Raw genomic sequence first — 15,229 nt, forward strand, 5'->3', positions numbered from 1 at the left:
CAGTATCTGCAGCGCAATGCGCTGCGGGATTCATGCAGTCGTTACTTGGCTTGAACGCCCTTTTCAGCCACTGCATCGCTAGCGACTACTGGCGTGACAAACGCTGCCGGGCTCTTTGCCATCGTCAATTTGTATGGCTCGACCGGCGTCACGCACAGGGCGTCGGAAACGATGGTGCGGTTCAGAATTGCCTTGTACAGATCGTTCGGCACGGCGCTGTAGCGGCGTACCGGGTCGCGTTCGCTAGGCTGGGCCAGCGACAGATAGTCGTCGCGGTTCAGCGCGCCGCCACCGGCACGTGCCGATTCCACCCATTTGTCGAAGTCCGCATCGTTGACGCCGTGGAACTTGAAGCGCATGCCCGAGAAACCGGCACCGCTGTAGTTCGCGGAGAAGCCTTTGTAGACACCCGGCTTGTTGATGACGGCATTCAACTGCGTTTCCATGCCCGGCATGGCGTAGATCTGACCTGCCAGTGCGGGGATGAAGAACGAGTTCATGACGGACGAGGCGGTGATCTTGAAGCGGATCGGACGATCGACGGGCGCGTACAGCTCATTCACGGAAGCGATGCCTTGCTCCGGGTAGATGAACAGCCATTTCCAGTCCAGGGCCACGACTTCGACGATCATCGGCTTGTGGGTTGCCGCGATAGGACGGTTGGCGTCGATACGGCTCAATGGGCGGTATGGATCGAGGGTGTGGGTGCTGATCCAGGTCAGCAGGCCCAGCACGATGATGATCAGCAGGGGCGCGCCCCAGATGATCAGCTCGAGGCGAGTCGAGTGGTCCCAGTCCGGCTCGTATTTGGCCGCGGTGTTGTTTTTTCTATAGCGCCATGCGAAAAGCAGGGTCAGGGCGATTACCGGAACGATAATCAACAGCATCAGCAATGTCGAGATGACAATCAGATTGCCTTGCTGAACTGCGATGTCGCCAGACGGATTCAGTACCACCGTATTGCAACCAGCCAACAATGCGAGAGGTAAAAGAAGCAGTCCGCGACGAACTTTTAATGAAAACATACAGGAAAGTCCAGTACAGGGGATGAAGATATGGTACTGTATTCTCACTGGAGCGCACTGGCAATTGGACGTTTTGTCCTACCCCTTGCTCGGACTTTCACTTGGTAGTCGAGGACTTTTCCTACAACTATCTAATGAATAGTCCTGCTCCGGGCGTGAGACACCCGGGGTAAGTTACGCGTTGGCCGAACTCGAAACTATATTGGAGACGATCATCATGTCCAGCACGCGCACACACAGCGGCGATGTACCTGCCGACTTTTCCCCCCATTCCCTGCGCGACGCACGCGGGGCCGGCACGGTCGAATCGCATATCGACCCCGGTGAGATCGCCGTCGGCGTGATCATCGGCCGCGCTTCCGAATATTTTGACTTCTTTGTCTACGCCATCGCCTCGGTGCTGGTGTTTCCGCGCGTCTTCTTCCCGTTCGAAGAGCGCCTGGAAGGGACTTTATATGCGTTCCTGATTTTCTCGTTCGCCTTCATCGCCCGTCCGTTCGGCACCGTGATCTTCATGGAAATCCAGCGCCGCATGGGACGCAGCGCCAAGCTGACCTTCGCCCTCTTCCTCCTGGGCGTGTCGACGGCCGGCATCGCCTTCCTGCCGACCTACTCGCACCTGGGCTTTGCCGCCATCATCTGGCTGTCCGTGCTGCGCATCGGCCAGGGCGTCGCCCTGGGCGGCTCCTGGGATGGCTTGCCATCGCTGCTGGCCCTGAACGCGCCGGAAAACAAGCGCGGCTGGTATGCCATGCTGGGCCAGCTGGGCGCGCCCGCCGGCTTCCTGATCGCCGCCGGCCTGTTCTGGTTCATGCTGACCAGCCTGACGGATGAAGATTTCCTCGACTGGGGCTGGCGCTATCCCTTCTATGTGGCGTTCGCCATCAACGTGGTGGCCCTGTTTGCCCGTTTGCGCCTGGTGTCGACGAATGAATATGCGCGCCTGCTCGACGAACGCGAACTGCAGCCCGTGAGCGTGTTTGAAATGAGCCGCGGCCAGGGCCGCAACGTGCTGATCGGCGCCCTCGCCGCGCTGGCCAGCTACGCCCTGTTCCACCTGGTCACCGTGTTCCCGCTGTCGTGGATTTCCGTCTACCAGACGCGTTCGGCCCCGGACTTCCTGCAAATCCAGATGGTCGGCGCCGTGCTGGCCGCCGTCGGCGTGGTGATTTCCGGCTTGCTGGCCGATAAAGTGGGCCGCCGCACCACCCTGGGCGTGCTGGCCGTGCTGATCGCCATCTTCAGCGCCTTCGTGCCGACCCTGATGGGCGGCGGCAATACGGGCCAGGACGTGTTCATCCTCGTAGGCTTCAGCCTGCTGGGCCTGTCCTACGGCCAGGCTGCCGGCGCCGTGACGGCCAACTTCCCTGCCCGCTTCCGCTACACGGGCGCGGCCCTGACGTCCGACCTGGCCTGGCTGGTCGGCGCCGGCTTCGCCCCGCTGGTGGCGCTGGGCCTGTCGGCCAACTTCGGCCTCGCCTATGTCAGCTTCTACCTGCTGTCGGGTGCCGTCGCCTCGCTGGCCGCGCTGAGCCTGAACCGGGCGCTGGAAATCCGCGACTGACATATATATGGAGGCAAATCGGGTGGCAGCGCCCCGCCACCCGACAATACCCACGAAACGCCGGCAACGTCCGGCGTTTTTTTATTCCCCGGACCGGCTTAGTCCGGCTTACTGTATCGCCAGTTGCCGCCCGCCCGTCCCCTCTTTCTTCGGCAAGTCCAGCAGCAACACGCCATTTTCATAGCGCGCCTGCGCGCCGGCCTCGTCCACCTCGTGCGGCAGCACGAAGCTGCGGTATTGCTGGCCGTACTCGCGTTCGCTGCGCACGGCCTTGCCGCCGCCGTCGCGCGTCACCCTTTCATCCTTGAGTTCGGCACTGATGGAGACGCGGCTCCCGTCGATGGAAACCTTGATATCGTCCTTGTTGACGCCTGGAATATCCGCCTGCACCTGATAGGCTTGCTCGGTTTCGGAAATGTCGACACGCATGCGTGACGAACCCGTATCGCGCAAGCGCAAGGCGGGCGCGAAAAAGTCATGCATAAAATCTTCCATGTCGCTGAACGGGTCGAAACGTGCCAGCGGGTTTTGCGGATCGCGACGCATCAATTGATTAGCCATGATGTCCTCCTGCATGGGCTGGTTTGCACACGGCGGTCGTCGCAGGGACGCCGCCACCTCCTGCATCTTAGGATGGAAACCGCTTATCTCTTTGATCTGCCTCAATCGCGGCCAGCTTGATTTTCTCTCTGCTTTGATCTGTGCGCTAGCCCGCTTTGCACAGGCTTGCGAGTCGGCAATTGAGCGCAAGGCTGTTATGCTAGCGCACGCTATGCTTGGCCACCAGAAACCTTGCATTTCCATTAAAATTGATTTTTTGTGACAGCCCTCACCACGGACATAATGAATACCAAGACTCCGATCGACTCCTTCAGCTTCCGCCGCATCCTGGCCCGCAACGTCACCTTGCCGTTGGTCATCGGGGTCGTCACGGCCCTCGTCTTTGTCGGCCTGATCGCCTATCTGCTCTCGGCCCTGCGCTCGGTTGAGCATTCCGAACGGGTGATCGGCAACGCGAACGAGGTCATGAAGCTGTCCGTCGACCTGGAAACGGGCATGCGCGGCTACCTGCTGACAGGCGATGAAACGTTTTTGGCGCCGTATAAATCGGGCAAGGCCAAGATCGCCGTCGAAATGAGCACCTTGCTCGACCTGGTCGCCGACAGCTCCATCCAGGTGGACCGCTTGCGCCGCATCCGCGCGCTGCAAGGCCAGTGGATGGAGTACGCGGAAGCCGTGATCGCCCAGCGCCGCAACAACCAGGAATTCCTCGCGCGCGTGCGCCAGGGCGAAGGCAAGCTGGAATTCGACGAAATCCGCCGCGAATTCCTCACCTTCCTGTCCATGGAGCAGCGCCTGCGCCAGGAGCGGGCCGACTCGGCCGAGGGCCGCACCATGCTGGCCGTGGTCGTGTTCCTGATCCTCAGCCTGGGCATGTCCGGCATGCTCGCCTACCTGGGACGGCGCGAACTGCTGCGCCTGTCCGATATCTATAACGATGCGCTCGAGCAGCGCGGCAAGGACAACGACGTGCTGCAGGAGCAAGCCTGGCTGCGCACGGGACAGACGGAACTGGCGGCCCACACGAGCGGCCAGCTGGGCCTGCCGCAGCTGGGACGGCACGTGCTGGACTTCCTGGCCCACCGCCTCGACGTGGCCGTGGCCACCCTGTACGTGGTCGACGACGATGGCAGCCTGCGCCGCACGGCCGTGTACGGCTTCAACGAACAGGGCGTGAAGGAAAAACAGGTGTTCAAGCTGGGCGAAGGCCTGGTGGGCGAGACGGCGCGCGAAAAGCGCCTCAAGCACGTGCAGCAAGTGCCCGGCAATTATCTGACCGTGACGTCGAGCCTGGGCAGCGGCGCGCCGCTGGAACTGGTTTTGGTACCCGTCAACAATGAAGGCGTCGTCAACGGCGTCATCGAGCTGGGCTTTACACATCCCGTCAGCGCCCGCGCCAAGGAATGGCTGAACCTGATTGGCGCCAATATCGGCACGTCGCTGGAAGCGGCCTTGTACCGCCAGCGCCTGCAAAATGTACTGGAAGAAACGCAGCAATTGAATGAAGAACTGGAAGTGCAGCAGGAAGAGCTGCGCACGGCCAATGAAGAGCTGGGCGAGCAATCGCGTGTGCTGGAACAGTCGCAAGCCCACCTGGAAGAGCAAAAAGCGGCGCTGGAACAGTCGAACGAGCAGCTGGCCGTGCAGGCGCTGTCGCTGGATCAGAAGAACATGGCGATCGTCCAGGCGCACGCCCAGCTGGAAGCGCGCGCCGAAGAGCTGCAGCGGGCCAGCCGCTATAAATCCGAATTCCTGGCGAACATGTCGCATGAGCTGCGCACGCCACTGAACAGCTCGCTCATCCTGTCGAAGCTGCTGTCGGACAACAGCAGCGGCAACCTGACGCCGGAGCAAGTGACGTTTGCGCAAACCATTTATTCGGCTGGCAACGACCTGTTGACCCTCATCAACGACATCCTCGACATTTCCAAGGTCGAGGCGGGCAAGCTGGAATTGACGCCGGACGCCGTGCCCTTCGACGAGCTGCTCAGCAGCATGAAGATGCTGTTCGGCGCCCAGGCGCAGCAAAAGAAACTGGTGTTTGACGTCAAGCTGGCGCCGGACACGCCGCCATCCTTCGTCAGCGACCGCCAGCGCCTGGAGCAGATCCTGAAAAACCTGCTGTCGAACGCCATCAAGTTTACCGATGCGGGCACGGTGTCCCTGCACGTGAGCGCCGATGCGGCCGGCCAGATGCGCTTCCAGGTGCAAGATTCGGGCATCGGCATCGCCGACGACCAGCAGCACAAGATTTTCGACGCCTTCCACCAGGCCGACGGCACCACCAGCCGCCGCTATGGCGGCACAGGCCTGGGCCTGTCGATTTCGCGCGATCTGGCCGCCTTGCTGGGCGGCGGCATCGAGCTTGCCAGCACGCCGGGCCAGGGCAGCACGTTCACCCTGGTGCTGCCGGCCGTCATGCCGGAACGCACGGTGGAAACAGCAAGCGTGCCCGCCGCCACGCCGCAAGCGCCCGCCAAAGTCGCAGCCGCCGCACCGAAGGCGCCCCCCGCCGCCAAGCCCGTGCCGCTGCCCACGTTCCAGGATGACCGCGATAGCGTGCCCCCTGCCAAGACGGGCCAGCGTTCCGTGCTGGTGATCGAAGATGAACCGTCGTTTGCCGGCATCCTGTTCGACCTCGCGCATGAAATGCAATACCGCTGCCTGGTGGCGCACGGCGCCGACGAAGGCTTGCGCCTGGCGGAAGAATTCCTGCCCGACGCCATCCTGCTCGACATGGGCTTGCCGGACCGCCCGGGCTTGCTGGTCTTGCAGCAGTTGAAGGAAAACCCGCTGACGCGCCACATTCCCGTGCACATCGTCTCCGGCAACGACCAGATCCAGGAAGCCATGCAGCTGGGCGCCATCGGCTACGCCACCAAGCCGCGCACGCGCGAGCAGCTGAAGGAAGTGTTCCGCAAGCTCGAATCGAAATTCACGCAACAGATGAAGCGCATCCTGCTGGTCGAGGACGACGAACGCCAGCGCGAAAGCGTGGTGCACCTGATCAGTGACAATGACGTGGAAATCACGGCCGTGGCGCTGGGCGAACAGGCGCTGGAATTGCTGAAGACGCAGATTTTCGACTGCATGATCATCGACTTGAAGCTGCCCGATATCCAGGGCAACGAATTGCTCGAACGCATGGAGCATGAAGAGCTGTGCTCGTTCCCGCCCGTCATCGTCTACACGGGCCGCAACCTGAGCCGTGAGGAAGAAGCGGACCTGATGAAGTATTCGCGCTCGATCATCATCAAGGGCGCCCGTTCGCCCGAACGCCTGCTCGACGAAGTGACCTTGTTCTTGCACAAGGTGGAATCGGAGCTGTCGAGCGAGCGCCAGGGCATGCTGCAGCAGGTGCGCAGCCGCGAACGCGTGTTTGAAGGACGCAAGATTTTGCTGGTGGACGACGACGTGCGCAATATCTTTGCCCTGACGAATGCGCTGGAACAGAAAGGCGTGGTGGTGGAAATCGGCCGCAATGGTTTCGAAGCCATCAGCAAGCTCAACAGCGTGGACGATATCGACCTGGTGTTGATGGATGTCATGATGCCCGGCATGGATGGGCTGGAAGCGACGCGCTTAATCCGCGCCGATGGCCGTTACAACAAGCTGCCCATCATCGCCATTACGGCCAAGGCCATGAAGAATGACCAGGAAGAATGCCTGCAGGCGGGCGCGTCCGATTACCTGGCCAAGCCGATCGACCTGGACCGTCTGTATTCCTTGCTGCGCGTGTGGATGCCGAAGATGGAACGCATCTGATGCCACGCCACTCGATGGAAAGCCGCTGATGTCCCCGCGCTACACGGACGAGCAACTGCACGCGCTGATGGAAGCCATCTATCAGCGCTACAGCTACGATTTTCGCGACTATTCCCTGCCCTCGCAGCGCCGGCGCCTGAACCAGGCGCTCGAGCGCTTCCATTGCACCGACTTGCCTGCCTTGCAGCAGCTGGTGCTCGAGGACGGGGCCAGCTTTGGCAAGCTGCTGCAGATTTTGACCGTGCCCGTCACGCAAATGTTCCGCGACCCGACGTTTTTCCTCGCCCTGCGCGAACATGTGGTGCCCGTGCTGAAAACCTATCCGTCGCCGACCATCTGGGTGGCCGGCTGCTGCACGGGCGAAGAAGCGCTGTCGCTGGCCATCGTGCTGCACGAGGAAGGATTGCTCGAGCGCAGCACGATCTACGCCACCGACATCAATCCGCAAGCGCTGGCCACGGCCGCGCGCGGCGTGTATCCGCTGCACCGGCTCGATGACTACGGCGCCAACTACCTGGCCGCGGGTGGCCTGGGCCGGTTGGCCGACTACTACACGGTCGAACACGCCACAGCGCGTTTCCAGCAGCGTCTGCTCGACAGTATCAACTTTGCCGACCACAGCTTGTCCACGGACAGTGTTTTTATCGAAACGCAATTGATTTTGTGCCGTAACGTACTGATTTACTTTAACAAAACCTTGCAGGAGCGGGCCTTGGGTCTGTTCCAGGACTCGCTGTGCCACCGGGGCTTCCTGGGCCTGGGCAGCAAGGAAAGCACGCACTTCACGCGCTTTGCCGCCGACTTCGAACCATTGCCGGGTCCCGAAAAGCTCTACCGCAAGCGTGCGCCGTCGCACGCCGCTTCCCATTACGCTGGGCGGCACATGCCAGGATTGAAACATGATGAATGAAACAAGCACCAAACTGCTGATCGTCGATGACTTGCCGGAAAACTTGCGCGCGCTCAATGCACTGATCCGCGAGAGCGACCGCAGCGTCTACCAGGCTTCGTCGGGCGAAGAGGCGCTGGCCTTGCTGCTCGAACACGATTTCGCGCTGGCCATCCTCGACGTGCAAATGCCGGAGATGGATGGCTTTGAGCTGGCGCAACTGATGCGCGGCACGGAAAAGACGCGCCATATCCCCATCGTCTTCGTCACGGCGGCTGGCAAGGAAATGAATTTCGCCTTCCAGGGCTATGAAAGCGGCGCCGTCGATTTCCTGCACAAGCCGCTCGACATCAATGCCGTGCAAAGCAAGGTCAATGTGTTTGTCGCCCTGCACCAGCAGCGCAGCGAGACGCGGCGCCAGGTGCAGGCGCTCGAACACAGCCGCCAGCAGCAGGAAGCGTTATTGAAGGAATTGCGCGCCACCCAGGCTGAACTGCAGCGCTCGCTGCGCCTGCGCGACGAATTCATGTCCATGGTGGCGCATGAACTGCGCACGCCCTTGAATACGCTGTTCCTGGAAACACAGATGCGCACCGTCAACCTGGAACGGGGCAACCTGGCCGCCTTCGAGCCGGAAAAGCTGGGCAAGATGGTGGCGCGCGACGGGCGGCAAATCCGCAGCATGGTGCGCCTGATCGACGACATGCTCGACGTGTCGCGCATTACCAGCGGCAAGCTGTCGATCCGCCGCGAATCGGTCGATCTGGCCAGCCTGGTGCGCCGCGTGGCCGACGACCTGGCACCGTGCGCGGCAGCGGCCGGCAGCGTGCTCGAAGTGCTGGCCTTCGAACCCATCCACGGTTACTGGGATGCCTTCCGCGTCGAGCAAATCGTTGTCAACCTGATCAGCAATGCCGTGCGCTACGGGCAGGGCCAGCCCGTGGAAATCAGCCTCGCGCACACGCAGAACAGCGCCGTCATCGAAGTGCGCGACCATGGCATCGGCATCAACGCGCGCGACCAGGAACGCATCTTCGACGCCTTCGAGCGCGTCATGCACCAGGACCGCACGGGCGGCCTGGGCCTGGGCCTGTTCATCACCAAGCAACTGGTGGACGCGCATGGCGGCGCCATCACCCTGCAAAGCCAGCCCGGCAATGGCGCCTTGTTCAGCGTCACCCTGCCGCTGGCCGGCAGCTGAGGCCGGCATGAACAGCACACCCAGCACACCCGCTTCCCGCAGCCAGGCGGGTGCCAGCGGCGTCGCCTTCCTGCTGCAACTGGAACGCCGGCTGCGCCTGCTGCAGGACACGGGCGAGATCCTGTCCCTGTCGGCGCAGCTGCTGGGACAGCGCCTGGGTGCCCAGCAGGTGGCCTGTTTCGATATCGACCAGAGCCTGCAATGCCCTACCCTGCAGCATGCGTGGAGCGAAGGCCTGGCGCCCGGCGCCGCCGGCGAATATTTCCTCGGCGATTACGCGGCAGGCCTGGCCGATGCCCTGGCCGCCGGCCAGGCGCTGGCCGTCAGCGATGTGGCGAGCGACCCGCGCACGGCCATGCCGGCCGCGCTGGCCACGTTCGCGCGCCTGGGCATCCGTGCCTTCCTGAATATTCCCATTGCCAAGGAGGGCCGGCTGGCGGCCCTGTTCGTCGTGCACAGCAGCGCGGCGCGCCTGTGGCATGCGGACGAAATCGAACTGGCCGTGCAAGTATCGGAACGGGTCTGGTCGACCATTTTGCGGGCCCGGGCGGAATCGCGGCTGCGCGCCCTCAGCGCCACCATGGAAACACAGGTGGCCGAGCGCACGCGCGAGTTCGGCCGCACCTGGAACGTCAGCCCCGATTTGCTGGGCGTGCTCAACCTTGACGGCTATTTCGAACACTCGAACCCGGCCTGGCAAGCCACCCTGGGCTGGTCGGTCGAGGAAATCCGCACGACAAAATTTTTTGAACTGATCCATCCCGAAGACTTGCCGCGCACCCATGCTGCCTGGGAGGCGGCCAATCAGGGCCAGCCGGCGCTGCGCTTCGAAAACCGTTACCGCCACAAGCTGGGCGGCTGGCACTGGCTGTCGTGGGTGGCCGTGCCCGAAGGCGAAAAAGTGTATTGCAGCGCGCGCGACATCACGGTGGAAAAGAAGCTGGAAGCGGACCTGGCCGCGCGCAACAGCGAGCGCGAGCGGCTGTGGCGCAGCGCGCAAGACCTGATGGTCGCCATCAATGCCGAAGGCTGCTTTACCGCCGTCAACCCGGCCGCCAGCGCCATCCTGGGCTGGCTGCCCGAGGAAATGCTGGGCCGCAGCGTGTTCGACTTCGTGCTGCCCGAGGATGCCGCCGCCACGCGCCAGGCGCTGGCGCAAGTGTCACGCGAGGCCATGCCCAGCTTTGAAAACCGCTACCGGCACCGCGATGGCGGCCACCGCTGGCTGTCGTGGGTGGCGGCGACCGAAGGCGACCTGGTATTTGCCACGGGGCGCCACGTCACCCTGGAAAAGGAGGCGGAAAGCACTTTGCGCAGCATGCAGGAATCGTTGCGCCATAGCGAAATGGCGCTGCTGCAATCGCAAAAACTCGAAGCGCTGGGCAAGCTGACGGGCGGCGTGGCCCATGATTTCAACAACGTCCTGCAAATTATTTCGGGCAATCTGCAGCTGCTGCAGATGACCCTGGACGGCGACCCGCTGGCCGCCAAGCGCATCGCCAGCGCTTCGGCCGCCGTGGAACGGGGTGCCAAGCTGTCGGCCCAGCTGCTGGCCTTTGCGCGGCGTCAACCGTTGAAACCGCTGGTGACGGACCTGGCGCAACTGCTGCGTTCGACGGAAGAGCTGCTGCGGCGCGCCACGGGCGAAACCATCGAAACGCGTTTGCTGCTGGCCGACGACTGCTGGCGCGCGCTGGTCGACCCGCACCAGCTGGAAAACGTCATCCTCAACCTGGCCATCAACGCGCGCGACGCCATGAGTGGCCAGGGCCAGCTGACCATCGAACTGAGCAACAGCGTGCTGGGCAGCGACTATGCGGCGCGCCATGCGGACGTGGCGCCCGGCGACTACGTGCAGCTGGCCGTCTCGGATACGGGCACGGGCATTCCAGCCGAGCTGCTGGACAAGATTTTCGAACCGTTCTTCACCACCAAAAGCGAAGGCGAAGGCACGGGCCTGGGCCTGTCCATGGCCTACGGCTTCCTGCGCCAGAGCGGCGGCCACCTGACGGTGGACAGTATGCCGGGCCACGGCAGCACCTTCCGCATCTACTTGCCGCGCTCGCTCGAAGCGGAAACGGAACTGCCGCTGCAGCTGAGCGGTCCCGTCCTGGGCGGCAAGGAAACCATCCTCGTGGTGGAAGACGATGTGCAGGTGCAGACAACGGTGGTGGACATGCTGCGCGGCCTCGGCTACATCGTGCTGCGCGCCAGCGACGGCGAAAGCGCGCTGGCCATCGTCGGCAGCGGCGTGCCCATCGACCTGCTGTTTACGGACGTGGTGATGCCAGGCAAGGTAGCCAGCACGGCACTGGCGCGCCAGGCGCGCGTGCTGCTGCCGCAGCTGGCTGTGCTGTTCACCTCGGGCTACACGCAGGACGCCATCATGCAGGGCGGCCGGCTGGAGCCGGGCGTGGAGCTGCTGAGCAAGCCTTACCGGCGCGAAGACCTGGCGCGGCGCATCCGCCACCTGCTGGCCAATGGCCGCCATGTGACGGCCCTGCACCAGTACCGTGCACAGCTGGCGCCGCAGCCTGCGCCGGCGCTGCCGGAGGGAAGGCATATCCTGCTGGTGGAAGACAATGCCGACGCGCGCGCCATGACGAGCGAACTGCTGGCCATGCTCGGTCACACGGTGCTCGCCGTGGGCACGGCCGAGGAAGCCCTGCCACTGCTGGGCACGCCGGGACTGGATCTGCTGCTGACCGATATCAGCCTGCCGCAGATGTCGGGCGTCCAGCTGGCCGAGCTGGCGGCGCGCGACTATCCGCAGCTGGAAGTGGTGTTTTCCACCGGCCATGCGCCGGCCAATTCCGGCGTGCTCGACCCGCAGGCGCGCTTCCTGGTGAAGCCATTTACGGTCAAGCAATTACAGCAGGCCTTGCTGGCGCCAGGTCAGTAGACGTCGAGCCGGCGTGCCTTCAACGCACCGGCCAGTTCTTCCAGACCAAACGGCTTGCGCAGGAAGCGCGCGCTGGCGTCCTGCATCAGGCTGGCGCCCCAGTCGTGGCCGGAAGCAAACACGACGTCCAGCTGCGGCCAGTGCGCGCGCGCATGGCGCGCCAGTTCCAGGCCGGACATGGTGGGCAGGCTGATGTCCGTCACCAGCACGTCCAGGCCCGGCATGGCCAACAGCGGCATGGCCGCTTCCGCGCTGGCCACGCCGTGCACGGTGTGCCCCAGCATATTGAGCATCTCGGTGGTCATTTCACGCGCATCGTCATTGTCTTCCACCAGCAGGATGCGCCGCCCGGACGGGTCGGGCGCGCCCACCAGGCGGCGGTCGGCCAGCAAATGGCGGATGCGCCGCGCCAGGTCTTCGCGCTGGTAGGGTTTGCTCAACAGTTCCACGCCCGCGTCCAGGCGCCCGCCCTGCATGATGGCGTTATGCGTATAGCCCGACGTAAACAGCACGGCCAGGTCCGGCAGCAGCAAGCGCGCCTGGCGCGCCAGCTCCTTGCTGCTGACGGGACCGGGCATGACGACGTCCGTAAACAGCAGGTCGATGGCCACGCCGGTGCCCAGCAGGGCCAGGGCCGAGGCGCCGTCGTCCGCGTGCAGCACGTCGTAGCCTAGGCCGCGCAGCATGTCGACCACCGTATGTTGCACGGGCGCGTCGTCTTCCACCACGAGGATGGTTTCGCTGCCGCCGAGTACGGGGCCCGTCAGGCCCGGCGGCGGCTCGGCCAGGGTTTCCAGCGAACGGGGCAGGTAGATTTTAAACGTCGTGCCGGCGCCCGGGGCACTGTGCACCTTGATGTGACCCGCGCTCTGGCGGATGAAGCCGTAGGCCATGGACAGGCCCAGACCCGTGCCCTCGCCTTCGCGCTTGGTGGTGAAGAAGGGTTCGAAAATCTGGTCGATCACGTCGCGCTCCATGCCATGGCCCGTGTCGGTGATGGTCAGCAGCACGTATTGCCCCTCCAGCACGTCCGCATGCAGGCTGGCATAGGCGGCGTCGAGCGTGACGTTGCTCAGGGTGAAGGTCAGGCGCCCGCCCTTGTCCATCGCGTCGCGCGCATTGATGGCCATGTTCAGCAGCACGTTTTCCATCTGGTTCGGGTCGACCAGGGTATGCCACAAGCCGTCGCTGATGAAGGTTTCCTCGGCAATCGCCTCGCCCAGGGCGCGGCGGATCAGCTCGTGCATGCGGCGCAGCAAGCGGCCCAGGTCGGTCACCAGCGGTTTTAATGGCTGGCGCCGCGCAAAGGCCAGCAGTTGCGACGACAGCTTGGCGCCCCGCTCGACGGCCGAAGCGGCCGACTCGAGGCGCCTGGCCGCCTGCGGATTATCGGCCACGGTCAGCTTGAGCAACTGTAAATTGCCGGAGATAATTTGCAGCACATTATTGAAATCGTGGGCCACGCCACCCGTCAGCTTGCCGATCGATTCCAGCTTTTGCGCCTGCAACAAGGCTTGCTCGCTGCGCACCAGCGCCAGCCGCGCCTCTTTTTCATCGGTGACGTCGCGGCCGATGGCGTGGATTAGCTTTTGCGCGGGCACGGCCGTCCAGGAAATCCAGCGGTAGCCGCCATCGCGCCGGCGGTAGCGGTTTTCCATGCGCAAGGTGGGCGCGCCGTGGGCCAGGCGCGACAGATCCTGCAAGGCCGCCATGCGGTCGTCGGGATGCACGAGGCTGATGAAGTCCATGCCCAGCGATTCCACTTCCGGCCGCTCGAGGATCTTGCTCCATGCGGGGTTGACGGCAATGATCATGCCGGACAGGTCCGCCACCAGCATGATGTCGGTGGACAGCCGCCACATGCGGTCGCGGTCTGCCGTACGGTTGGCCATTTCCACTTCCAGCGAGGAGTTCAGGTAGGCCATTTTTTCCAGCACGTTCTTCTGTTCCTGCACGTCCGTATTCGTGCCCACCCAGCGCAGCACCTTGCCCGCCTCGTCGAACAGGGGCAAGGCGCGCGCCAGGAACCAGCGGTAGGCGCCGTCGCTGGCGCGGCGCATGCGGAACTCGTGCTCGTAGGCGCTGGCGGTGGCGACGGCCCGGTCCCAGCTTTTCTGCGTGATCTGCACGTCGTCCGGATGCACGCAGTGGCGAAAGCCGTTCGATACGAGCGACTTCATCGATTGCCCCGTGTATTCGCACACCTGTTCGTTGACCCAGTAGGTGGCGCCGCTGCCATGCGCCAGCCAGGCCTGGTTGGGCATGGTCGATGCAAGCGAACGGAACTGTGCCTCGCTGTCGAGCAAGGCGTTGCGCGCCTGCCAGTGTTCGTCGATATCGTCGCACGAGCCATACCATTTCACGGCTTGGCCGCGCTCGTCTCGCCGGCAATACGCGCGCGAATGCACCCAGCGGTACTGGCCATCCTGCCGGCGCACGCGCATTTCCTGGTCCAGAGGCTGGCCGCTGGCCAGCGCCGCGCTCCATGCCGCCAGTGTACGGGGCACGTCCTCGGGATGGATGGCGTCCAGCCAGCTGCTACCAAGGCCGTTGCACCCCGTCCAGTCGCGCCAGCGCTGCGCCACATAATCGAGCTTGCCGTCGACGTCGGCCGTCCACAGCACTTGCGTGTTGAGCTCGATGGCGTAATGAAAGTGTTCGCGGCTGTCGTGCAGCGCCTGTTCCAGCTGGCCCCGCTCGATGACATGCGCGGCCACGCGCGCGGCCAGCGCCAGCAGTTCGATCTCCGGTTGCGTGGGATGGCATGGCGCCTGGAAAAACAGGCCCAGCACGCCCAGGATATGCCCCTTGGCGCCAAACACGGGGGCGACCCAGCAGGCGCGGTAGCCGTGCAGCATGGCTTCCTTGCGTCCGGCGCTCCAGTTCACGTCGCGCGTAATGTCGCCGCAATATACGGGCGCGCCGGAAAAGGCCGCCGTGCCGAATGGCGAAGGCTGTTCGCCGCCGTGGCGCAGGGCCAGGCACATGTCTTGCGGCAGGCTGGGCGCGGACAAGCCGCGAAAGCGGTCGGCCTCGTCGATCAGCACGAGGCAGGCATGTGCGCCGCCCTCGGCCAGGTCTTGCAGCGCCAGCAACAAGTGTTCCAGTGCATGGGCCAGGTCGGCGCCTGCCGCGATGCTGCCCATCGCACTATGCTCGGCGTCCAGCAAGGAAAGAATGTTGTTTGCGTGCACCGTGTCGATAAGGGGAAAACTGATGCCCGAAATATACCATGGGGCAACGCTCTTGCAGGAGGAAAACAGCGTGCCCCTTGATCTCTCGCCCCACGCGGCCCTATGCTAAAGTGTTGCTCTCTTCTCAA

8 protein-coding genes are annotated in these 15,229 nt (G+C 63.7%); 5 read left to right on the plus strand and 3 right to left on the minus strand.

Translation table 11 applies throughout. The annotated features are described in order from the left end of the window. Positions 1 to 41: 41 nt before the first annotated feature. On the minus strand, positions 42 to 1,025 hold the full coding sequence (cyoA, locus tag CBW66_RS04820) for a ubiquinol oxidase subunit II (protein ID WP_086136845.1): 984 nt from the start codon (positions 1,023 to 1,025) through the stop codon (positions 42 to 44). Between the two features lie 217 nt (positions 1,026 to 1,242). Between cyoA and CBW66_RS04825 the strand changes: the two genes are divergently transcribed. Next, on the plus strand, positions 1,243 to 2,589 hold the full coding sequence (locus CBW66_RS04825) for an MFS transporter (RefSeq protein WP_086136846.1): 1,347 nt from the start codon (positions 1,243 to 1,245) through the stop codon (positions 2,587 to 2,589). A gap of 108 nt (positions 2,590 to 2,697) precedes the next feature. Here the strand turns inward: CBW66_RS04825 and CBW66_RS04830 are convergent, their stop codons facing one another. Continuing rightward, positions 2,698 to 3,150: an Hsp20/alpha crystallin family protein gene (locus tag CBW66_RS04830; RefSeq protein ID WP_086136979.1), complete on the minus strand. Its 453-nt coding sequence runs from the start codon at positions 3,148 to 3,150 to the stop codon at positions 2,698 to 2,700. A gap of 282 nt (positions 3,151 to 3,432) precedes the next feature. Between CBW66_RS04830 and CBW66_RS04840 the strand changes: the two genes are divergently transcribed. Genes CBW66_RS04840 through CBW66_RS04855 form a run of 4 tightly spaced genes read left to right on the plus strand, consistent with a single transcriptional unit; the run spans position 3,433 to position 11,907 of the window. Beyond that, positions 3,433 to 6,915 (plus strand): response regulator, encoded by a 3,483-nt coding sequence (locus CBW66_RS04840; protein ID WP_086136847.1) that lies wholly within the window; start codon positions 3,433 to 3,435, stop codon positions 6,913 to 6,915. 28 nt (positions 6,916 to 6,943) lie between these two features. Beyond that, positions 6,944 to 7,825, plus strand: coding sequence for a protein-glutamate O-methyltransferase CheR (locus CBW66_RS04845; protein ID WP_086136848.1), 882 nt, complete (start codon positions 6,944 to 6,946; stop codon positions 7,823 to 7,825). Next, complete coding sequence (locus tag CBW66_RS04850; RefSeq protein ID WP_086136849.1) at positions 7,815 to 9,005, plus strand: hybrid sensor histidine kinase/response regulator; 1,191 nt, start codon at positions 7,815 to 7,817, stop codon at positions 9,003 to 9,005. Before CBW66_RS04845 ends, CBW66_RS04850 begins: the two co-directional genes overlap by 11 nt. 7 nt (positions 9,006 to 9,012) lie before the next feature. Further along, entirely contained in the window at positions 9,013 to 11,907 is a 2,895-nt protein-coding gene (locus CBW66_RS04855; protein ID WP_170932821.1) for a PAS domain-containing protein, read from the plus strand. On the opposite strand, the gene CBW66_RS04860 is transcribed toward CBW66_RS04855, so the two are convergent. Next, complete coding sequence (locus CBW66_RS04860; RefSeq protein ID WP_230492135.1) at positions 11,901 to 15,053, minus strand: PAS domain-containing protein; 3,153 nt, start codon at positions 15,051 to 15,053, stop codon at positions 11,901 to 11,903. The genes CBW66_RS04855 and CBW66_RS04860 overlap by 7 nt on opposite strands. Positions 15,054 to 15,229: the final 176 nt, after the last annotated feature.

It is taken from the genome of Janthinobacterium sp. GW456P, from assembly GCF_002127655.1.
Classification (GTDB): domain Bacteria; phylum Pseudomonadota; class Gammaproteobacteria; order Burkholderiales; family Burkholderiaceae_D; genus Janthinobacterium.